General features: G+C 71.2%; 20 protein-coding genes and 1 pseudogene. 12 read left to right on the forward strand and 9 right to left on the reverse strand.

Annotated elements, in window-relative coordinates; translation table 11 throughout:
* Positions 1–62: 62 nt before the first annotated feature.
* Together RLT59_RS12915 and RLT59_RS12920 are read left to right on the forward strand one after the other, a co-directional pair.
* Positions 63–1,270, forward strand: a pseudogene (locus tag RLT59_RS12915) (MFS transporter); the annotation flags it as partial.
* A gap of 24 nt (positions 1,271–1,294) precedes the next feature.
* Positions 1,295–1,924, forward strand: coding sequence for a TetR/AcrR family transcriptional regulator (locus RLT59_RS12920; RefSeq protein ID WP_311307712.1), 630 nt, complete (start codon positions 1,295–1,297; stop codon positions 1,922–1,924).
* A 50-nt stretch (positions 1,925–1,974) separates the two neighbouring features.
* On the opposite strand, the gene RLT59_RS12925 is transcribed toward RLT59_RS12920, so the two are convergent.
* Positions 1,975–3,990: a thioredoxin domain-containing protein gene (locus tag RLT59_RS12925; RefSeq protein ID WP_311303543.1), complete on the reverse strand. Its 2,016-nt coding sequence runs from the start codon at positions 3,988–3,990 to the stop codon at positions 1,975–1,977.
* Positions 3,991–4,213: 223 nt separating this feature from the next.
* Between RLT59_RS12925 and RLT59_RS12930 the strand changes: the two genes are divergently transcribed.
* Together RLT59_RS12930 and RLT59_RS12935 are read left to right on the forward strand one after the other, a co-directional pair.
* Positions 4,214–5,524 (forward strand): hypothetical protein, encoded by a 1,311-nt coding sequence (locus RLT59_RS12930; RefSeq protein WP_311303544.1) that lies wholly within the window; start codon positions 4,214–4,216, stop codon positions 5,522–5,524.
* Between the two features lie 217 nt (positions 5,525–5,741).
* On the forward strand, positions 5,742–8,987 hold the full coding sequence (locus RLT59_RS12935; RefSeq protein WP_311303545.1) for a tetratricopeptide repeat protein: 3,246 nt from the start codon (positions 5,742–5,744) through the stop codon (positions 8,985–8,987).
* Positions 8,988–9,041: 54 nt separating this feature from the next.
* Here the strand turns inward: RLT59_RS12935 and RLT59_RS12940 are convergent, their stop codons facing one another.
* The gene (locus tag RLT59_RS12940; RefSeq protein ID WP_311303546.1) at positions 9,042–9,275 is read right to left on the reverse strand and encodes a hypothetical protein; all 234 of its coding nucleotides are present in this window, start codon (positions 9,273–9,275) and stop codon (positions 9,042–9,044) included.
* 1 nt (position 9,276) lies between these two features.
* Entirely contained in the window at positions 9,277–10,158 is an 882-nt protein-coding gene (gene mca, locus RLT59_RS12945; RefSeq protein ID WP_311303547.1) for a mycothiol conjugate amidase Mca, read from the reverse strand.
* Positions 10,159–10,307: 149 nt separating this feature from the next.
* Here mca and RLT59_RS12950 point away from each other — a divergent pair, with 149 nt between their 5' ends.
* Entirely contained in the window at positions 10,308–10,724 is a 417-nt protein-coding gene (locus RLT59_RS12950; protein ID WP_311303548.1) for a DUF4307 domain-containing protein, read from the forward strand.
* Positions 10,725–10,907: 183 nt separating this feature from the next.
* A complete protein-coding gene (gene greA, locus RLT59_RS12955; RefSeq protein ID WP_024488974.1) occupies positions 10,908–11,405 on the forward strand; it encodes a transcription elongation factor GreA in 498 nt (165 codons plus the stop codon).
* 84 nt (positions 11,406–11,489) lie between these two features.
* On the opposite strand, the gene RLT59_RS12960 is transcribed toward greA, so the two are convergent.
* From RLT59_RS12960 to ilvA, 3 genes are all read right to left on the reverse strand, one after another.
* Positions 11,490–12,356 carry an ABC transporter permease gene (locus RLT59_RS12960; RefSeq protein ID WP_311303549.1) on the reverse strand — a complete coding sequence of 289 codons (867 nt, stop codon included), beginning with the start codon at positions 12,354–12,356 and terminating at the stop codon, positions 11,490–11,492.
* Positions 12,353–13,360: an efflux ABC transporter ATPase subunit, DrrA-related gene (locus RLT59_RS12965; RefSeq protein WP_311303550.1), complete on the reverse strand. Its 1,008-nt coding sequence runs from the start codon at positions 13,358–13,360 to the stop codon at positions 12,353–12,355. The genes RLT59_RS12960 and RLT59_RS12965 overlap by 4 nt, the downstream gene beginning before the upstream one ends.
* A 196-nt stretch (positions 13,361–13,556) precedes the next feature.
* Positions 13,557–14,786, reverse strand: coding sequence for a threonine ammonia-lyase (gene ilvA, locus RLT59_RS12970; protein ID WP_311303551.1), 1,230 nt, complete (start codon positions 14,784–14,786; stop codon positions 13,557–13,559).
* A 156-nt stretch (positions 14,787–14,942) separates the two neighbouring features.
* Between ilvA and RLT59_RS12975 the strand changes: the two genes are divergently transcribed.
* The 3 genes from RLT59_RS12975 (at position 14,943) to RLT59_RS12985 (ending at position 16,271) form a co-directional block, all read left to right on the forward strand.
* Positions 14,943–15,473: a MarR family winged helix-turn-helix transcriptional regulator gene (locus RLT59_RS12975; RefSeq protein WP_311303552.1), complete on the forward strand. Its 531-nt coding sequence runs from the start codon at positions 14,943–14,945 to the stop codon at positions 15,471–15,473.
* Between the two features lie 73 nt (positions 15,474–15,546).
* Positions 15,547–16,023, forward strand: coding sequence for a sigma factor-like helix-turn-helix DNA-binding protein (locus RLT59_RS12980; protein ID WP_311303553.1), 477 nt, complete (start codon positions 15,547–15,549; stop codon positions 16,021–16,023).
* Positions 16,020–16,271, forward strand: coding sequence for a hypothetical protein (locus tag RLT59_RS12985; protein WP_311303554.1), 252 nt, complete (start codon positions 16,020–16,022; stop codon positions 16,269–16,271). The genes RLT59_RS12980 and RLT59_RS12985 overlap by 4 nt, the downstream gene beginning before the upstream one ends.
* An 83-nt stretch (positions 16,272–16,354) precedes the next feature.
* On the opposite strand, the gene RLT59_RS12990 is transcribed toward RLT59_RS12985, so the two are convergent.
* Positions 16,355–17,500, reverse strand: a complete 1,146-nt coding sequence (locus tag RLT59_RS12990; RefSeq protein WP_311303555.1) for a cystathionine gamma-synthase — start codon at positions 17,498–17,500, stop codon at positions 16,355–16,357.
* 68 nt (positions 17,501–17,568) lie between these two features.
* Between RLT59_RS12990 and RLT59_RS12995 the strand changes: the two genes are divergently transcribed.
* From RLT59_RS12995 to msrA, 3 genes are all read left to right on the forward strand, one after another.
* Positions 17,569–18,672 carry a hypothetical protein gene (locus RLT59_RS12995; protein ID WP_311303556.1) on the forward strand — a complete coding sequence of 368 codons (1,104 nt, stop codon included), beginning with the start codon at positions 17,569–17,571 and terminating at the stop codon, positions 18,670–18,672.
* 75 nt (positions 18,673–18,747) lie between these two features.
* Positions 18,748–18,870, forward strand: a complete 123-nt coding sequence (locus tag RLT59_RS13000) for a hypothetical protein (RefSeq protein ID WP_280118752.1) — start codon at positions 18,748–18,750, stop codon at positions 18,868–18,870.
* A 96-nt stretch (positions 18,871–18,966) separates the two neighbouring features.
* Complete coding sequence (gene msrA, locus RLT59_RS13005) at positions 18,967–19,632, forward strand: peptide-methionine (S)-S-oxide reductase MsrA (RefSeq protein WP_311303557.1); 666 nt, start codon at positions 18,967–18,969, stop codon at positions 19,630–19,632.
* 130 nt (positions 19,633–19,762) lie between these two features.
* Here the strand turns inward: msrA and RLT59_RS13010 are convergent, their stop codons facing one another.
* Positions 19,763–19,969: a DUF397 domain-containing protein gene (locus RLT59_RS13010; RefSeq protein ID WP_311303558.1), complete on the reverse strand. Its 207-nt coding sequence runs from the start codon at positions 19,967–19,969 to the stop codon at positions 19,763–19,765.
* Entirely contained in the window at positions 19,966–20,808 is an 843-nt protein-coding gene (locus RLT59_RS13015; protein ID WP_311303559.1) for a helix-turn-helix domain-containing protein, read from the reverse strand. The genes RLT59_RS13010 and RLT59_RS13015 overlap by 4 nt, the downstream gene beginning before the upstream one ends.
* Positions 20,809–21,092: the final 284 nt, after the last annotated feature.

Raw genomic sequence — 21,092 nt, forward strand, 5'->3', positions numbered from 1 at the left:
TGAAACTCACCACCTTTTGAGAGTTACTGTCACTTGACTGCAACTCTCAAAAGGGGTACGCCATGAACCGACGCTGGTGGGCCCTGGGCGCGCTGGTGGCGAGCACGCTCGTCCTGGGCTTCGACATGACCATCCTCAATGTGGCGCTGCCGACGATGGCCGGTGATCTCGGCGCCACCACCGGCCAGCAGCAGTGGATGGCCGACGCGTACGTCGTGGTGTTCGCCGCGCTGATGCTTCCGGCGGGCCTGCTCGGGGACCTTCCCCGAGCTCTCAACTCCGTTCGAGCAGGGGAGACCCCACCGGCCGACGCCGGATGCTCATCACCGGCCTCGGCGTATTCTTCGCCGGCTCGGTCATCGGCACGCTCGCCACCGACGTGCCCACCGTGATCGCGGCCCGCTGCGTGATGGGCGTCGGAGGTGCTCTCGTGATGCCGCTGGCCATGGCCGTACTGCCCTCGCTGTTCGGGGAGCCGAAGGACCGGATGAAGGCCATCGGTATCGTCTCGGCCGCCTCCGCGCTCGGCATGGCCTTGCTGCGGCAGCGGACGTTCCTGCTCAGCACGCTCGCCGCGACACTCGTCATGTTCGTCCTGGCCGGGCTGATGTTCATCCTGCCCGGCTACCTCCAGGCCTTTCTGGGCAACGACGCCTTCGGCACGGGCGTACGGATGCTGCCGATGATGGGCGGGCTGATCGTCGCGACGCGGGCGGGCGGCCCGCTCAACGCACGCTTCGGAGCCCGCGCCACGATGTCGGCCGGGCTCGTCGTGCTCGCCTTCGCCGCGTTCCTCGGCAGCCGTACGACGGTGGACAGCGGCTACGGCTTCACCGCGCTCTGGCTCTCCGTCGCGGGCGTCGGCTTCGGCTTCGCCGTCGTGCCCGCCATGGACGCCGCACTGGCCGCCCTGCCCCCGGACCGGGCGGGCAGCGGCTCCGGACTGCTGATGACCGTGCGCCAGACGGGCAGCGCGCTCGGGATCGCCCTGCTGGGCAGCCTGCTCGCCGGCGCCTACAGCGGCCGGCTCGACACCGCGGGGCTGCCGGCCGCCGCGGCGGACACGGCCGGGGACTCGGTCGTCGCCGCCCACGCCGTCGCGGCGAAGCTCGGGGTACAGCGGCTCGCGGACTCCGCCTATCTGCACGGCATGAGCCTGGTCATGCTCGTCATCGGCGCCACCGCACTGGTCAGCGCCCTGCTGGTCGCAGCCTTCCTCACCGGCCCGAAGCCGAAGCGCGAGGAGCCGGCCGACGTGGCCGTCACCCCCCGTCGATGCCTGACAATGGCGACCATGGCCGCCACCTCTCGCACCCCTCACGCCGCACCCGGCGCGCAGCCCCCGCTGGGACTGCGCGAGCGCAAGAAGCTCAGGACCCGGGTCGCCATCCGGAAGGCGACCTACCGGCTGATCGCCGAGCAGGGGTACGACGCGACGACCATCGAGCAGATCGCGGAGGCGGCGGAGGTGTCGCCGAGCACGGTCTTCCGGTACTTCGCGACCAAGGAGGACATCGTCCTCACCGACGAGTACGACCCGATCATGGAAGCGACGCTGCGGAACCGGCCGGCCGATGAACCGCCGCTGGCCTCCGTGCGGTTGATGATGGTCGAGACGCTGACGTCGTTCATCGCCACGGAGAACGAGGAACTGCACCAGCGCACCCGGCTGATGGTGGAGGTCCCCGCCATCCGGGCGCGGATGACGGAGACCATGTCGGACACCGCGAAGGTCCTGGCCCAGGCGCTCGCCGACCGCACCGGCCGGAGCGCGGACGACCTGAAGATCCGGATCTTCGTCGCGGCGGTGCTGGGAGCACTGCGCGAGGTGACGCTGTACTGGGGCGAACACGGACAGCAGGGCGACCTGATCGCCCTGATCAACGAGGCGCTGGACACCCTGGAGGGCGGCCTGCTGCTGTGACCGCCGGCCAGGACGCGGCACCGCGGCTGTCGCCGCGCGCCCGCCGGAGGTTACGGGGCAGCGTTCAGCGCGCGGGCCAGCGCCTCCGGGTCCGTGGCCGGCGCCTCGCACACGAAGTGCCTGCACACATACGCGGTCGGCGCCCCGTCCACCATCGGCCGGTCCGCCAGCAGCGGGAACTCTGAGCCGGACGTCTCCCCCGCCGCGACCACCGCGCCGGGCGCCCGTCCCAGCAGCGCCGTACGGTGCAGCTCACCGCCGACCGGCCCGGCGACGGCCACCTCACGCGGGCCGTCGAGCAGCGCCTCCGCCACCGCGAGCCCCCAGCCGATGAACCTCGGCGCCTTCGGCCCCAGCGCCTTCACCACGCCCAACGCCTCCTCCGCGGCGGTGCGGTGGGGTTCGGAGCCGGTGAACGCGGCGTACGAGAGCAGCGCGCCGGCCGCCGCCGTCCAGCCGGCCGGGGTGGCGCTGTCGGTGGGGTCCTGCGGTCGGCGGATCAGCCGCTCGGCGTCGTCCGCGGTGTCGTACAACTGACCGCCCTCGCCGGCGAAGTGCTCCAGCACGATGTCCAGCAGGAAGCCCGCGAACTCCAGCCAGACGCCCTCACCGGTGACGGCCGCCAGCGCGAGGAAGCCCTCCGCGACATCGCCGTAGTCCTCCAGCACGCCCGCGTGCTCCCCGGCGCGCCCGTCCTTGGACGTCCGGACCAGCCGGGCGACCGGCCCCATGTGCAGCCGCACCAGCAGGTCCGCCGCCTCGGTGGCGCGCTCGACGAGATCGGGGCGGTCGAAGTACGCGCCCGCCTCCGCGAGCGCCGCGACGGCCAGCCCGTTCCACGCGGCGACCACCTTGTCGTCCCGCCCCGGCCGAGCGCGCAGCTCACGTGCGGCGAGGAGCCTGGCCCGTACGCCGGCGGCCCGCGCCTCGTCGGCCGGGCCGGTGAGCGGCAGCTGGAGCACGGAGGCCCCCTCCTCGAAGGTGCCTTCCTCCGTCACCCCGAAGTACTCCGCGGCGAAGGCGGCATCGTCCTCCCCGAGCACCTCCCGCAACTGCTCCGGCGTCCAGACGTAGTACGCGCCCTCGACGTGCTTCCCGTCCGCGTCCTCACTGTCGGCGTCGAGCGCCGAGGCGAAGCCCCCCTCGGCGGTACGCAGCTCGCGCACCATGAAGTCCGCGGTCTCCAGCGCCACCCGGCGGGCCGACTCGGAGCCGGTCGAGCGCCACAGATGGGCGTACACCCGGCAGAGCAGCGCGTTGTCGTAGAGCATCTTCTCGAAGTGCGGGACGACCCACTCCCGGTCCACCGAGTACCGGGCGAAGCCGCCGCCGAGCTGGTCGTACATCCCGCCCCTGGCCATCGCCTCACAGGTGTCGGCCGCCATCTGGAGCGCACCGTCCGCACCGGTACGGGCATGGTGGCGCAGCAGGAACTCGATCACCATCGACGGCGGGAACTTGGGCGCTCCGCCGAAGCCGCGGTTCTTCTCGTCGTACTCCCGGGTCAGCCCGAGCAGCGCCTGCGCCAGCTCCGCCTCGGCCGGAAGGCCCTCCCCGCCGTGGGCGAGTGTGCGCTGCGACAGCTCACGGACGATGCGCCCGGCCACCTCACCGACCTCGTCACGCCGGTCCGTCCAGGCCGCGACGACACCTTCGAGCACCTGCCGGAAGGAGGGCAGTCCGTGCCGGGACTCGGGCGGGAAGTACGTCCCGAAGTAGAAGGGTTCCGCCTCGGCCGTGAGGAACACGGTCATCGGCCAGCCGCCCTGCCCGGTCGCCGCCTGCACGGCCTCCATATAGACGGCGTCCACATCCGGACGCTCCTCACGGTCGACCTTGACCGGCACGAAGTGCCCGTTCAGGTACGCCGCGACCACTTCGTCCTCGAACGACTCGTGAGCCATCACATGGCACCAGTGGCACGCCGAGTACCCGACCGACAGCAGGACGGGCACATCGCGCCGCCGGGCCTCCTCGAAAGCCTCCGGCCCCCAGGGCCACCAGTCGACCGGGTTGTCAGCGTGCTGCAGCAGATAAGGCGAGGTCACACCAGCCAGCCGGTTCATGCGATTCAGCCTCTCACAATGCCCAACCCCATTGGCGAGGCCCGCCGCCCTCATCCGAATCGGGCACCCCGTCGTCACATCACGCGACCGTTGGCTGAGCCCCACGGTGCCGGGACTCATGCGGCGGCGTACAACCCCCCGGCCACTCCGAAGGCCTCCTGAGCGAACAAGCGTTCCCGCGTTGGTGCGGTTTCCGCGTCTGTCACTTCACTCAGAGGTTTCCATGGCCCATGCTTCTCCCCGTTGTCGCGCCCTTTTCCAGACCGCCGGTGCTGTCGGCGCCGTCGCCCTGCCGGCGCTGGGTGCCGCGCCCGCAGGTGCCGCGGACTCGGACGCCCCCAATCTCGCGCTGGGCGGGATCGGCCCGATCGACGGGGTGGAGCCGGGCAGCGAGCGCAGCCTGCCGGGTTCCTTCACCAACACGGGCACCGCGGCGCTCGACAAGGTCTGGATGGCCTGGTCCGTGACCCTTGGCCTCGGCTTTTCCCCGACGCCCTCCAACTGCTCGACCCAGAACCTCGGTGGCGCCGACGAAATGCCTAAGTCCTCCGTCATGGTCTGCGAGTTCGACGGGCCGGTGGACCCCGGTGTCGTCTACGCGCCCGAGGGGCTGAAGCTGAGGGTGCGGGACAGCGCCCTGAACGACGAGCTGGCCGTGAGAGTCAGCGACAGCCGCATCGAGACCGGTACGGGTGAGGAGGGCCCGCCGGATCAGGGCACCGGGCCCGCGGTGAAGCTGGTGAAACGCCCCGACGAGACCCCGGCCGCCCCGGGCTCCACCGGGCCCGCCTGGAGCAAGACGGACGTGACCGCCAAGAGCACGGCCGACTTCCAGGTGACGGGGGCCCGGCTGAAGGGCAAGGTCGGCGACACGGTCCCCTTGACCGTGAAGTTCACCAATGCCGGGCCCGGCTGGGTAGCAGGGGAGCCCTACGCCTCCGTGACCCACGTCCTCGTCAAGATGCCCGCCGGCACGACGGTCACCCAGACCTCCTGCAAGAGCCAGGGGCAGGGGACGTACGACTGCGGCACCTATAACTCGTGGGTCTACGCGGACAGCGAGACCACCTACACATTCAAGCTGAAGATCGACAAGGCGGTGGCCGGGGCCAAGGGCTCGGTGGCGCTGGAAGAGAAGTCCCGGCCCTTCGACCCGGTGAAGTCGAATGACAGGGCGGACATCCTGCTCGACATCGACGGCGACGGTACCGACGCGACGGGCGGCGGCAGCTCGGCGTCCGGCGGCAGCTCGACGGGCGGCTCCGGCGGTTCGGGGACGGACGCGTCCGGCGGTTCCGGTTCGGCTTCCGGAACCGGTTCTACGTCCGGGTCCGGTTCGGCGTCCGGATCCGGGACCTCCGCCACGGGCGGCGACTCCGCCTCCGGCTCCTCCGGCTCCTCCTCCACGGGTGGTGGCCTCGCGGCGACCGGCTCCGGTTCCGCCCTGCCCCTCGCGGCCGCGGCCGCCGGTGCCGTGGTCCTCGGGGCGGGCGGAGTGCTGGCGGCACGCCGTCGCGCCGCCCGGCAGCGGTAACGACGTCCTGTCCGGCGGGGCGGGCGCGGGCCCGTCCCGCCGCACACCGCGCGGTCACCGGCGGACCTCGTCCGGGCCGTGAGGCCCGCCGGCCGACAGGGCAGAAACAGCACCGCAGTCTCGCGGACGCCCTGTCGCGCACCGGCCCCAGGCAGGAGACTGGTCCTCCACCCGGCCGGATTCGGGGCCGGCCGAGGGCAGGAACCGAGGGGGACATATGCGGATGCGGGACAGCCACCGGGCGGACGCCGAACGGCTGTTGGTACGGGCCGTGGAGGAGGAGGTACGGCGCACCGGCGGACGGGCGGATTCCGGCGTACTGATGACGCGGGCGCGGGGCGCCCTGGACTCCATGGCATCGGGCGCGGCGGAGGAGTACGCCTCGTACGTCCAGGCCCTCGACGCCGCGGCGGCCGGAAAGCAGAAGTTCGACAAGGCCTCGCTCGGAACACCGTTGCTGGTCACGGGAGTTGCCGCGACAGCCGCCTTCGGGGCGGATCTGGTGCTCGGTACGGCGTCGGGGCTGGCGCTCGGCGCGGGGGCCGTCGTCGCGGTCGCGGGCGCCACCGCGACCGTCGCCAAGGTCACCGCCTCGCACTGGCCGGCCGCCTCCCGCCGGGCCGGGGCCCTCGGACAGCCGGGCGGCACCCAGCAGTTGAGGTTGCAGTGGCTGACGGCGCTGGAGGTACGCGGCATCCGGCCGTTCCTCGACCAGCAGCGGATGCTGACCGCCTCGTCCCGCACCCCGGCGAAGAAGGCCGCCACCGCGCAGGCCCGCACCGCACCGACCCTGCGCGGCGGGGACCGCAGCGCGGCGGCACGCATGCGCGCGATCCTCGACCAGTCGTTCAGTCATCTCCCGTCCACAGACAGCCAGTTCGCCGGGCGGCGGGGCGAACTGGCCCGGATCGGGCAGTGGGTGCACGCGGCCCGTGCGTCCACCGAGACGAAGCCCACCGTGGTCGTCCTGCACGGCCCGCCGGGCGCCGGGCGCACCACGCTCGCCATACGGGCGGCCCACGATCTGAAGGACCAGTTCCGGGGCGCGTGCGTGGTGGACCTGCGCGGCGGCGCGGACGGCGAACCGCCGCTGCCGACCCGGGACGCCCTGCTCCACCTGCTGAACCGGCTGGGCGCGCCGCGCGAGCAGCTGCTGTTCCGGGACGGGGGCTCGGCCGGCCGCTCCGCGGGGTCCTCCGCGGAGCAGCAGGTGCGCCGGCTCAGCGAGTTGTACCACCAGCATCTGACCGGGACGCCGGTGACGATCGTCCTCGACGACGCCAGTGACGTGGAGCAGGTCCGCACGCTGATCCCGGAGCGTTCCGACAGCCTGGTCCTGGTCACCGCCCGCGAGCCGCTCGAACTGCCCGGTTCCCTCCAGGCGTGGGTGCACCAGCTGGAGGTCGGGGCGCTGGATCCGGCGGGGGCGGAGGAGCTGCTGCGCGAGGCGTCCCAGGAGGAGGACCTGGGGCCGTACGACTACCCGGCCGGCGAGGCGATCACCGAACTGTGCGGCGGGCTGCCGCTGGCGCTGCGGATCGCGGGCTCCTCGCTCGGGGAGCGCACCCCGAGCGCCCTGGCCGCGGATCTCGGCGCGTACGGCCCGGTGACCCCGGTCGAGCGGGCGCTGTGGCTGCGGTACACCGACCAGCCGGAGCAGGCGCGGCGGCTGCTGCGGCGGCTCGCGCTGGCCGGTCGTGCCAGTCTGGGCGCGGCGGCGGCCGCCGCGCTGCTGTCGGCCGAGGAGCAGGAGGCCGAGCGGCTGCTGGCCGCCCTGTCCCGGGCCGGGCTGCTGGACCACGTACGCGGTTCGCGCTACCGGCTGCACGACCTCGTACGGGGCTTCGCGCTGGCCCGGCTGCTCGACGAGGAGGAGCCGGCCGAGCGCACGGCCGCGCAGGAGCGGCTGATCGTGAACTACGCGGAGCTGGCCGGTGCGGTGATCCGGATGGTGGACGGCAAGATGTCCACCAGGGCCGGGCAGTTCGGCTCGCACGGCTTCACCTCGCTGGACGCGGCGCTGCGCTGGCTGGACGAGGAGTCGAGCTTCATCACCTCCGCGCTGCGGCACGCGGAGGGCGTCGACCAGGCGGCGGTGCTCGACCTGCTGGGCGCGCTGTGCGACTACTGCCTGCTGCGCGGCGACCTCTACCGCCTCGGTGAGATCAGCGAGTTGACGCAGGCGGTCGACCAGGGGCTGCTGGAGCGCTCGGTGCAGTGGCGGACCGGGATCGCGGCCCGTCAGCTGGGCGAGCTGGACAAGGCGCGCACCACGCTGTCCTCCGTCGTCGGCCTGTACCGCGAGGCGCAGAACGACTCGGGTACGGCGCTGGCGCTCTGTTCGCTCGGCATCACCCTGCACCACCAGGGCAATCTGACCGAGGCGGCGGCCCGGCTGCGGGAGGCGCTGGAGCTGCAGACCTCCGAGGACCAGGCCGCCGACCGGGCCTGGTCGATGCACGCGCTGGCCGCGGTGGAGCGGGACCGGGCGCACCCGGCCGAGGCGCTGGCGCTCCTGGACACGGCGCTGGCCCTGCACCGCGAGGGCGAGTCGCTGCACGGGGAGGCGTGGACGCAGTTCCAGCTGGGTCAGGTGCGGCTGCGGATGGGCGATGTGGAGCGGGCCGAGCTCGCGCTGCGTACGGCCCTCGATCTGTACGGGCGCACCCGGGACGAGCGCGGCGAGGCGTGGGCGCTGACCCAGCTGGCCCGCGCCCGGCTGCTGGACGGCGATCCGGCCCCCGCGGTGGAGCAGCTGAACGCCGCGCTGTCCCGGCACCGCGACAACGAGGACGCCCGGGGCGAGGCGTGGACGCTCTACTACCTGGGCCAGGCCCTGGAGGAGACCGGCGAGACCGATCAGGCGGTACGGCAGCTGGAGCGGTCGCGCACGATGTTCTCCCGGATGCGGGACGTGTACGGGCTGGCGTGCGCCCGGCACCACTCGGGCCGGGTCACCCGCGACCAGCGGGCCGCGCAGACGGGCAACCTGCGCAACTCCGGGTTCGCCCGGCAGCTCCTGGTGGACGCGCGGGCCGACTTCCGGCGGATCGGGGTCGCCCACGGGGAGGCGTGGACGTGTCTGGAGCTGGCCCTGATCGACGCGGGCAACCAGCGCGCGCCGCAGGCGCTGGACCTGTGCGGCGAGGCGGCCGCGCTGTTCGACTCGTACGGCGACGCACGCGGCGCCGACTGGGCGCGCTTCCTGCACTGCACGCTGCTGCCGTACGCCTCGCCGGGCGGCATCGAGGTGGGCACGGTGGTGGCCCAGCAGGAGCTGGCAGACCTGATCGCGGCCGGCCACCAGACCAGGGACGGCAAGCTGGAGGACTGCGCGGAGGCGTTCCGGGTGGTCCTGAACCGCGGGGTGGACCTGGAGGACGGCTGGCAGGCCTGGCGCCTGGGCCTGACCCCGACCCGGCACGCCCGAGAGATCATGGGCGTGCCGGCCCCGACGCTCTGAGTTCTGCGGGGCGGAGCGGTCACCGGCCTCCGGTACCGCTCCGCCCCCGCCCCACTACTTCCGCTTCGCGGAACCGGCCGCAGCGGACGCCTTCGGCGTCGCCGGCACCTCCGGAGCCTCCTCGAAGTCGACCTTCCCCATGTGCCGGTTCATGGACTTCATCAACGCCCACACGCCCACCGCGAGCGCGGCGAAGACGATGAAGCCGAGGACCCCGGGGGTCACCTTGTTCTTGTCCAGTTCCTCGGCGAGCGGGACGAGGTGCGGCAGTGCCTGAGTCGCGTACATATCAGGCATTGTCGCGGATGCCCGCGAAGAGGTCGCTCTCGGGGAGGGAGGTATCGACGAGAGACTTCGCCAGCTCGTACTCCTCGGTCGGCCAGACCTCCTGCTGGATGTCCATCGGAACCCGGAACCAGCCGCCGTCCGGATCGATCTGCGTCGCGTGCGCGATCAGCGCCTTGTCCCGGATCTCGAAGAAGTCCGCGCACGGAACATGCGTGGTCAGCGTGCGTTCGGCGCGCTCGAACTCCTTCCAGCGCTTCAGCCAGTCCGCGTACGGGGACTCCAGTCCGCGGGCGAGCAGCGCCTCGTGCAGGGCCACCGTGCGCGGCTTGTTGAAGCCCTGGTTGTAGTAGAGCTTCTGCGGCGCCCAGACCGGTCCGAACTCCGCCTCGGGGAACTTCTCGGCGTCCGCCGCGCCCTCGAAGGCGATCATCGAGACCGTGTGGGTCATGATGTGGTCGGGGTGCGGGTAGCCCCCGTTCTCGTCGTACGTGGTGATGACCTGCGGCCGGAACGCGCGGATCTTGGCGACGAGGCGTCCGGCGGCGACGGTCTCGTCCTCCAGCGCGAAGCAGCCCTCGGGCAGCGGCGGCAGCGGGTCGCCCTCGGGCAGCCCGGAGTCGACGAAGCCGAGCCACTCCTGCTTGACGCCCAGGATCTCGCGGGCCTCGTCCATCTCCTTCCTGCGCACCTCGTGGATGTTCTCCTCGATGTACGCGTCGCCCTGGAGTTTCGGGTTGAGGATGGAGCCGCGCTCACCGCCCGTGCAGGTCACTACCAGCACGTCCACCCCCTCGGACACGTACTTGGCCATGGTGGCCGCGCCCTTGCTCGACTCGTCGTCGGGGTGGGCGTGCACGGCCATCAGTCGAAGCTGCTCAGTCAAGACTCGTTCCTCAGTGATCGGTCGCCATCAGGTGCCGTCCCGCAGGGACGTCGGTGTGGGGTGGCGGTCGGGTGGCGAGTGGAGGCTTCTATAGTGACCGAACCGGGGGGCGGAAAATTCCTTCGATCCCCGGCACGGGAGGAACGATCATGACCGCGGTGCGCGAGGCGCCCCCCGAGAACCGCTACGGCCGCTCCGCGGACCAGCGCGCGGACCGCAAACTCAAGATCATCGGCTCGGTGCTGGGCGTCGCCCTGCTCGGCGTGGTCGGCTGGATCGGCTACGACTACGTCTCGGGCCAGGGGATCAGCGCCGAGGTGATCAAGTTCAAGGTCGTCTCGGACGACCGGGTCGAGGTGCATCTGGAGGTCCGCAAGGACCGGGATGCCAAGGGCTACTGCACGATCCGCTCACAGCGCGAGGACGGCACCGACGTGGCCCGCAAGGACTTTCGTTTCGACGAGGACACCGACCGGATCGACCGCGTTCTCTCGCTGCGTACGACGTCCAGGGCGACCAGCGCCGAACTGCTGGGCTGCACGGATGACAACGGGGCGTCGCGTTGACCGCCGCACGCACGTCCTGACCCGCTCTTAGCTCCGCTGACCTGCGGTTCGGCAGGATCGGTCGGTAACCTTCTCCCCCTTTTCCCGGTGAATTGTTAGGCTCGTGGTTTCGCCCACCCGTGGAAGCGCATGCTTCGGGGTAGGGCGATGCTTTGTATTCCCAGTACCGACGAGGAGCACCCTGTGACCCAGACCAGCGAAAACGTCACCTGGCTCACGCAGGAGGCGTACAACCAGCTCAAGGCCGAGCTGGAGTACCTGTCTGGTCCCGCGCGCACGGAGATCGCCGTAAAGATCGCGGCGGCCCGTGAGGAGGGGGACCTGCGTGAGAACGGCGGGTACCACGCGGCCAAGGAGGAGCAGGGCAAGATGGAGCTCCGGGTGCGCCAGCTGACCCAGCTCCTGGAACACGCGAAGGTCGGCGAGGCGCCGGCCGACGACGGTGTGGTCGAGCCCGGCATGGTCGTGACCATCGCCTTCGACGGCGATGACGACGACACGACGACCTTCCTCCTGGCCTCCCGTGAGTACGCGAGCGCGGACATCGAGACGTACTCCCCGCAGTCCCCGCTCGGGGTGGGCGTGAACGGCAAGAAGATGGGCGAGACCGCGGACTACGAGCTGCCGAACGGCAAGACCGCGACGGTGAAGATCCTTTCGGCGAAGCCGTACTCCGGCTGATCCGCACAGCTCGGCACCGTACGTACACAGCGCGCGGAGAGCCCCGGCCGCTCGCGGCCGGGGCTCTCCGCGCGTCCTGGGCGGTCAGACGGCGACCGAGCGATACTTGCGCACGGCCAGGGTCCGGAAGACCAGGACGATCAGCACGGACCAGAGGAGCGATGCCCAGACGGGGTGTTCCATCGGCCAGGCGCCCGTCACGGACTTCGGCACGCCCTCGATCGTGTTGCCGAACAGCTCGCGGGCCGCAGCCACCGTGGCACTGAACGGGTTCCACTCCGCGACGTACTGCAGGAACCTCGGCATGCCGTTGACCGGCACGAACGCGTTCGAGATGAAGGTCAGCGGGAACAGCCAGATCAGCCCTCCGGAGGTGGCCGCCTCCGGGGTGCGGACGGAGAGGCCGATGAGCGCGCCGATCCAGGTGAACGCGTAGCCGAGCAGCAGGAGCAGGCCGAAGCCCGCGAGCACCTTGCCGATGTTCTCGTGGGTGTGCCAGCCGACCAGCAGGGCGACGCCCGCGAGTACCGCGAGCGTGATGGCCGTCTGCACCAGATCGGCCAGTGTGCGCCCGGTCAGCACCGCGCCCCGTGCCATGGGCAGCGACCTGAACCGGTCGATGAGCCCCTTGTGCATGTCGTCCGCGATGCCCGCGCCGGCGCCCGCGGTAGCGAAGGTGACGGTCTGCGCGAAGATGCCGGCCATCAGGAATTCCTTGTAGGCGCCGGCGCTGACGCCGGCGCCCGGAATGGCGATGGAGCCACCGAAGACGTACGTGAACAGCACCACGAACATGACCGGCTGGATGATCCCGAAGAGGATCATTTCCGGGATCCGGGTCATCCGGATCAGGTTCCGCCGGGCGATGACCAGCGAGTCCCGGACGGACTGGCCGATGCCGCCGCTCGACCGGGGCGCGCGGGTGGGGGCCGTACCGCTGAGGGCGCTCACTTCTCTGCCTCCGATCCGGCGGCGGCGGGCTGTCCGTCCGCCCCGTCGCCCTCGTTCTTCTGCTGTTCGGCCGCGTGGCCGGTGAGGGAGATGAACACGTCGTCGAGGGTGGGGCGGCGCAGACCGATGTCGTCGATCTCCACGCCCCGGCTGTCGAGGTCGCGGATGATCTCGGCGAGGAGCTTGGCCCCGCCGTCGACCGGGACGGTCAGTTTGCGCATGTGCGGGACGACGGCGACCTCGCCCTTGCCCAGGGTGCGCAGGACGGAGCGGGCCGGATCGATCTGGTCCGGCTGGTGCACGACGACCTCGACGCGCTCGCCGCCGGTGCGGGCCTTGAGCTGGTCGGAGGTGCCGCGGGCGATGACGAGGCCGTGGTCGATCACGCAGATGTCGTGGGCGAGGCGGTCGGCCTCCTCCAGGTACTGGGTGGTCAGCAGCAGCGTCGTACCACCCGCCACCAGCTCCTCGATGACCTCCCAGAGCTGCTGCCGGTTGCGCGGGTCGAGGCCGGTGGTCGGCTCGTCCATGAACATGACCGGCGGGGAGACGACGAGCGCCGCCGCCAGGTCGAGCCGGCGGCGCATACCGCCGGAGTACGTCTTGGCCGGCCGGTCCGCCGCGTCGGCCAGGTGGAAGCGGTCCAGCAGCTCCCCCGCCCGGACCTTCGCGTCGCGCCGGCTCATCTGGTAGAGCTGGCCGACCATCTGGAGGTTCTCGCGGCCGGTCAGGTATTCGTCGACGGCGGCGAACTGGCCGGAGAGCCCGATCGAGCGCCGTACTTCGTTGGGCCGCTTCAGGACGTCGATGCCCGCGACGAAGGCGCTGCCGCTGTCGGGCCTGAGCAGCGTCGTCAGGACGCGCACGGCGGTCGTCTTACCGGCGCCGTTGGGGCCGAGAAGCCCGAGGACGGTGCCTTCCGGCACGTCGAGATCGACACCGCCGAGTGCGGTGACGTCACCGAAGGTCTTGACCAGACCTTCGGCGTATATCGCGCCTGGCATATGGAGTTCCCCCAGTGGGTTTGGGTGGCTTCCTCACAGATCCTAGATTTGCCCGTCTCCCCCCGCCCGGCGAACAGCGAAGACGAACGCATGTGCGCCAAAGTGCGTACGCCGACGGAGTGGGCGATGGCACAGTAACGCGATACATCGCGACACACAAGATTGCGTTCACGGAGCAACGGAGTACCGGAGCGGCTCAGTTCAGGACCAGGTACCCCGCCTCGCGCAGCGCCGCCGCGACCTCCACGCAGTGCTCCGGGCCCTTCGTCTCCAGGTGGAGTTCCACCTCGGCCTCGGTGAGGCCGAGCCGGGGGTCGGTGCGTACGTGGCTCACGTCCAGCACGTTGGCATCGGCCACCGAGAGCACGGCGAGCATCGTCGCCAGCGCGCCGGGCCGGTCCGTCAGCCGCAGCCGCAGGCTCAGATAGCGGCCGGCCGCCGACATGCCGTGGGTCAGGATGCGCTGCATCAGCAGCGGGTCCACGTTGCCGCCGGAGAGCAGCGCCACCACCGGACCCCGGAACGACTTCGGGTCGCTCAGCAGGGCGGCCACCGGGCTCGCCCCGGCCGGCTCCACGACCATCTTGGCCCGCTCAAGGCAGAGCAACAGCGCACTGGACAGCTCGTCCTCGGAGACCGTACGGATCTCGTCGACCAGGTCCCTGATCAGCGGGAAGGGGACATCGCCCGGCCGGCCCACCTTCATGCCGTCCGCCATCGTCTGGAGCGAGCCGATCGACACCGGGTGACCGGCGGCCAGCGAGGGCGGGTAGGCGGCGGCGCCCGCCGCCTGCACCCCGACGATCCGTACGTCGGGCCGGACCGCCTTCACCGCCACCGCGATCCCGGCCGCGAGCCCGCCGCCGCCGATGCCGACGACGATGGTGCGCACCTCGGGGCACTGCTCCAGGATCTCCAGACCGACCGTGCCCTGACCGGCGATGATGTCGGGGTGGTCGAAGGGGTGGATGAAGACCGCCCCGGTCTCCTGCGCGTACTCCTGCGCCGCGGCCAGCGTCTCGTCGACGACGTGGCCGTGCAGCCGCACCCGGGCCCCGTACTCGCGCGTCGCGGCGACCTTCGGCAGGGGCGCCCCGACCGGCATGAAGACCGTGGACCGTACGCCGAGGAGCGCGGACGCGAGCGCGACACCCTGCGCGTGGTTCCCGGCGCTCGCGGCCACCACCCCCGCCGCCCGTTCCACCGGGGAGAGTCCGGCGATCCGTACGTACGCGCCCCGCAGTTTGAACGAGCCGGTCCGCTGGAGGTTCTCGCACTTGAACCGGACGGGAGCGCCCACCAGCTCGGTCAGATGGCGGCTGCCCTCCATGGCGGTGACCCTGGACACACCGGAGAGCATCTTCTGCGCCCCCTTGACGTCATCGAGGATCAGCGGGGGAAACCGGTTGGGCGGCGGGAAGTTCATACCGCAAGTCTTGCAGCTGAAAGGGGTTGCGGCCGCCGCGGGGGAGGCCGTCCCGCGCCGATGTCCGCAGGTTTGTGCAGCGCTGGTACGCGTTGCCCCGGGGCCGCGTACTCTGTCCCCCACCCATCCGACACCGCACGAAGAGAGCCCCCGGCCATGCCCCCTCAGGACATGACGACTGCCGCGTCTCCTTCCGGGGGCGCAGCCCCGGAGAACCCGGGTCCCGACCACCTCCTCGACGCCCTCCAGCACCAGGTGGCGGTCTTCGCCCGCCGTGCCGAACAGACCCGCCTCGGCGGTGTCGGCCAGGTGCGCAATTCCATGGACCGGGCCGCGTATCTGCTGCTCAACCGGCTGGACCGGGAAGGCCCGATGGGCGTCAAGGCGCTGGCCGCGGGGATGGGGATCGACTCCTCGACCGTGACCCGGCAGGTCGCACCGCTCGTGGACACCGGCCTGGTCAAGCGGACCTCGCACCCGGAGGACGGCCGGGCCGTCGTGCTCCAGCTCTCCCCGCGCGGCCGGGCCCGCCTGGACGAGGTCCGGACCTCGCGGCGCGAGCTGATGTCCCAGGTGACCGGCGACTGGGACGCGGAGGAGCGGGACACGTTCTGCGCGCTGCTCACCCGGTTCAACGCGGCGCTGGCCGCCCGGCAGAGCGCACACCCGCCGCCCGCCGCGGACTGAGGACCGTACTCCGGCCCCCGGACGCACGCCCTCAGGCCTTGACCGGGGGCCCGCGGCGCGCTCGGATGACAGGGTGCGAGAGCGCCAGGCGGGCCGACAGCGGCGCCGCGCCCAGGAGTTCGAGGCCTTCGTGGCGGGCGCGGCCGGCCGGCTGCTGCACGCCGCCACCCTGCTCACCGCGGAACCCGCCCGGCCGCCGGGTGCCAACGAGCGCGCGCAGCGGCTGCTGACGGCCGCGCTGGCCCGTACGTACGCGGACTGGGACCGGCTGCACGGCGAGGACCCGTACAACCGCACCCGGCAGGATCTGGCCGCCCGGTTCGCGCGGGAGGCCTGGCGCCATCACCATCCGCGCGGCGGGCTGTTGGCGGGGCTGACCCCGCAGGAACGGCTCGTGCTGGTGCTGCGGCTGCACGAGGGCGTCCCGGAGGAACAGACCGCGGCGCTGCTCGGGCTGCCGGTGGACCGGATCCGCGCGATCTGCAACCGCTCGGTGGCCACGATGCGCGGCACCCGCGGCCCCTCCGTCCGGCGGGAGGCCGCGCCATGAGCGGTACCGGCCGCAAGGAGGACGAGGTCCGGCGGATGCTGGAGGGGCCGCATCCGCCGGTCCCCGCCGATCTCGCGGAACGGGCGGTGGAGCTCGGCGGCCGGGTGCTGCGCCGGCGGCGGGCCCTGCGCCTGCTGGGGCTGCTGGCGCTGATCGCCGCGGTGGCGGTGTTCACGGTGTGGGCGGTGACGGTCCAGCCCTGGCAGCCGCCGCCAACCGAGACGACGCCGCCGCTGGGCGACCGGTAGCGGCGGTACGCCGTAGGGGCGGTGCATGGAACCCACGCACCGCCCGGGGGGGCGTACCGCCGGCTACCGGCCGGGAGCCGGACTCAGCCGAGCGCCTGCGTCAGGTCGGCCAGCAGGTCGTCGCCGTTCTCGATGCCGACGGAGAGCCTGACCAGGTCGGCGGGGACCTCCAGCGGCGATCCGGCCGCCGAGGCGTGCGTCATCCGGCCCGGGTGCTCAAGGAGCGACTCGACGCCACCGAGGGACTCACCGAGCGTGAACAGCTTCGCCCGGTTGCAGACCTCGACCGCCGCCTGCTCGCCGCCCGCGACGCGGAAGGACACCATGCCGCCGAACGCCTTCATCTGCTTGGCGGCGATCTCGTGCCCCTGGTGCTCGGGCAGTCCCGGGTACAGGACGTGGCTGACCTTGGGGTGCCGGGTCAGCAGGTCCGCGACCTTGGTGGCGTTCTCGGTGTGCCGGTCCATCCGGACGGCGAGGGTCTTGATGCCGCGCAGCACCAGCCAGGCGTCGAACGGCCCGGCCACCGCGCCCATCGCGTTCTGGTGGTACGCCAACTCCTCCGACAGCTCGGAGTCGTTGACGATCAGCGCGCCGCCGACGACGTCCGAGTGGCCGCCCATGTACTTGGTGGTGGAGTGCACCACCACGTCGGCGCCCAGGGCGAGCGGCTGCTGGAGGTAGGGGCTGGCGAAGGTGTTGTCGACGACCAGCCGCGCACCCGCGGAGCGGGCGACACCGGCGATGGCCGCGATATCGGTGATACCGAGCAGCGGGTTGGAGGGCGTCTCCACCCAGATCGCCTTGGTGCGCGGCTGGATCGCGGCCCGTACCGCCGCCACGTCCGAGGTGTCCGCGACCGAGAACTCCACGCCCCAGCGCGAGGCGACCTTCGCGAACAGCCGGAACGTGCCGCCGTAGGCGTCGTTCGGGATGACCACGTGGTCGCCGGGCGTCAGCAGCGTACGGAGCAGGCAGTCCTCCGCGGCCAGACCGGACGCGAAGGCGAGCCCGCGGCGGCCGCCCTCAAGGGCCGCGAGGTTCTCCTCCAGTGCGGTGCGCGTCGGGTTGGCGCTGCGGCTGTACTCGTAGCCGCCGCGCAGCCCGCCCACGCCGTCCTGCTTGTACGTGGAGACCTGGTAAATGGGCGGAACAACAGCGCCGGTGAGGGGATCGGCGGTGTTTCCCGCGTGGATCGCGAGAGTTTCGAAGCTGTGCTGGTCGCTCATGGGGCCCGAGCGTAGTTCGTCACGAGGGCCCTCATGGAGCACCTGGGCCGTCCGGGGACAATGGGTGTATGGAGATTCTCTGGTTCCTGCTCGCGCTGTGCCTGCTCGCCGCCGTCGCCGGCCCGTACGTGCTGCGGCGCCGCGGCGGTATCCGGCAGGTGGCGCCGGATTCCCCGGACGCCGCCGACCCGGACACCTACGGCTTCGCGCGCCAGGAGGAGCTGGACATCCGGATGCCGGGACCCGACCAGGACCTCCTGGACGTCCTCGATGTCGTCCAGGGCACCCAGGAGTGGCGGGCCGCGTCGCAGCTGCTGTCCGGGACGCCGAAGGAGGGCGAGGTGCGGTGGCAGCGGGTGCAGGCGTTCGCCGGCGCCGCATCGCTGGAGCTGGCGCAGCGGCCGGGCGTCGGCGGGGCGTGGCTGCGCAAGTGGCGGGCCGAGTCCCCGAAGGACGCGGGCGGCGCGGCGGTACACGCGGAGTTCCTGGTCCAGCAGGCCTGGCGTTCGTCCACCGTGGGTACGGACGACTTCCGGATCATCCTGGAGGAGGCCCGTACGGTCGTCGGCGAGGCGGCCCTGCTGGCTCCGGGCGACCCGGTGCCGTACCTGGTGGAGCTGGCGGCGGCGCGGGGGCTCGGCTACTCCCACGAGGAGTTCGACCAGCTCTGGGCGAAGATCATCGACCGGGCGCCCGCGCACATGGGCGCGCACATCGCGGCGCTGCACTTCTGGTGCGAGAAGTGGCACGGCTCCCGCGAGGAGGCCGACCGCTTCGCCACCGCGGCGGCCGCCCGCGCCCCGCAGGGTTCGCTGCTGGCCGCGCTGCCGCTCTTCGCACTGTACGAGCACCTGCCCGAGGTCAACATGGTGCGGAGCTTCTATCAGAGCCAGTCGGTGACCAAGGCGGTCGAGGGCGCCCTGTTCGCGGTGCACGCGGCCCGCGCGGACGACCCGATGCTCGCCCACGTCCGCCACCTCCTGGTGCTGTTCCTGGTCCGGATGGAGCGCTGGTCGGAGGCGATGGACCAGTTCGTCCACATCGACGGGCACGTGGGCGCGCTGCCGTGGTCGGAGAGCTCGGACCCGGCCGCCGAGTACACCGTGTACCGCGCGCTGGCGGTGGCCGGCTACGAGGCGAACGGCGGCAGCCCTGCGACGCTGCCGAGGTAGAGCGCCCGGCGCCGGGGGTGTGCGACGGTAGGCACCGACACGGCGACCGACTGACTGATGGGACCGGTACACCTCATGGCCCGACTGATACCCCTGATCCTGATCGGCCTCGGCCTCTACTTCTGGTTCAAGGCCCGCAAGCGGACCGCCGCCTACGTCGAGGACGCCGAGTCGGACAACGGCACGCCCCGCCGCTGACCGGGCGGCGGAACCTTCCTCGGAACCGGCGGCGGAATCCACGGCGGTCCCGGTGCGTTGTACGGACAGCACGCCGACCCACGAGGAGCCCCCCGCATGTTCCTGCACCGCCGTACCCCGCAGCTCCCCACTCCGCAGGAGGCACTGCGCGGCCGCCCCACCCCCGAATTCACCGTCCCGTCCCGCCACACGGTCCTGGGCAACGCCCTGCTGGGCCCGTACCCGGACGGACTGGAGGTCGCGGACTTCGCGATGGGCTGCTTCTGGGGCGCCGAGCGCAAGTTCTGGCAGACGGACGGCGTCTGGACGACGCTCGTCGGCTACCAGGGCGGCTACACGGAGAACCCCGCGTACGAGGAGGTCTGCTCCGGCCTGACCGGCCACACGGAGGCCGTCCGCGTCGTGTACGACCCGCGCGTCGTCACGTACGAGCAGCTCCTGAAGGTCTTCTGGGAGTCCCACGACCCCACCCAGGGCTTCCGCCAGGGCAACGACGTGGGCACCCAGTACCGCTCCGCCGTCTACACCCACTCCCCCGCCCAGGCAGCGGCCGTGGCGGCGTCCCGCGAGGCCTACCAGAAGGTCCTCACGGGCTCCGGCCACGGCGAGATCACCACGGAGATCCTGCCCTCGGAGGGCCGCCCCTTCTGGCCGGCGGAGGCCGCGCACCAGCAGTACCTGGACAAGAACCCGGCGGGCTACTGCGGAATCGGCGGGACGGGCGTCTCGTGCCCGATCGGAGTGGCACCGGCCGGAGAGTGACGAGCCTTGCCCTTGCGCGAGGCGATATGGCCTCGCACAACCAAGCCCCGGCGGAGATCAGCCGGGGCTTGTCGCTCGTCTGGTGGCTCACAGGTTCCAGCACCGATGGCTGGGGTACCTCTCGCACAGTTCAGATAGACGCCTTCGCGCCGCCGATGAAGTCGTCCCAAGCACGAGTACCGAAGCTGAGGACCGGACCAGCCGCGTCCTTGCTGTCTCGGACGCCGATCCCGTCATCGAAGCGGGCGGTCTCTACGCAGTTGCTGTTGGCTCCGCTGTAACTCGACTTCCACCAGTCGGCGGTCACAACCTGGAGGCCAGGGGGCAAAGTGTTCACTGATGCTCTTTCTTCTTGCTGGCGATGAGGGACATCGACTTGTTGAACGGCAGCGCGGCTGCGGTCAACCGTTCGTACGCTTCGGAGTACCGAGCAACGTCCGCCTCCTCCTCGATATAGAGGCTGCTATCGAGGTGTTCGAGCAAGGTGACGTCCAGCGCCCGTTGGCCGAAGCCCAGGATGGTGAAGCCTCCCGTTGTCCCAGGATGCAACTCAGCTTCCATTGGCAGCACCTGAATTCTGACGTGCGGATACTCGGCTACGTCCAGGAGACGTTGCAGTTGATCGCGCATGACCCCAGCGCCCGGGACCCGCGCGGTGAGGGCCGCCTCATGAATGATGGCTCGAAACGTCAAGGGCCTGGGTCGGCTGAGTACTGCCTGCCGCGCGATCCGTACCTCAACAAGTGGGTGGATCTCGTCTGGCGTCGCGGACATGCTGATGGCAGTGATCGCCGCGCGGGCGTACGCGGCGGTTTGTAGCAAGCCAGGAATGAGCAACGGTTCGTACGCGTTCATGGACGCCGCGTCGGACTCCAGGCTGATGAGGTCTGCGTATACCGGGGCGAGATCGTACGTCTGCCACCAACCACGCTTGCCACCATCGCGCGCCAGGGTGAGAAGGAAAGACTTGACGTCTTCGTCCTCGACCCCGTAAACGCTCATGAGCAGTTCAACGTCCGTTGGACGTGCACCTCTCGTGGCGCTTTCCAAGCGCGAAATCTTGGACGCACTGAGCCCGGACCTGGTCTCGGCTTCATCCAGCGTGAGCGCAGCTTGTTCGCGCAATCGGCGTAGACCTGATCCAAGTCGACGACGTCGCACGGTGGGCGCGGTCATGCCGTACCACCCCTCTGATCCTTCTCCGGCAGTGCTACATGCTCGCACACGGGGCCGATCCCCCCACTCCCTCCAAGTGTCAATATTGCCAACATGAATGAGGGTCTTGCCGATGCATCGGACTATGGTCACACTGAGTGTGGCAATCATCACCCGATGCCTGGCGTGAGCGACATGCCTGTGTCCGGTACGCCCGGACGCAACACAAAGCCCCGGCGACGGTGGTAGCCGTCCCGGGGCGTGGCCAACGCTTCGAAGGAGCGTCCGCATGCATAACCATATTG

The sequence above is a fragment of the Streptomyces sp. ITFR-6 genome (genome assembly GCF_031844725.1).
In the GTDB taxonomy this organism is placed as follows: domain Bacteria; phylum Actinomycetota; class Actinomycetes; order Streptomycetales; family Streptomycetaceae; genus Streptomyces.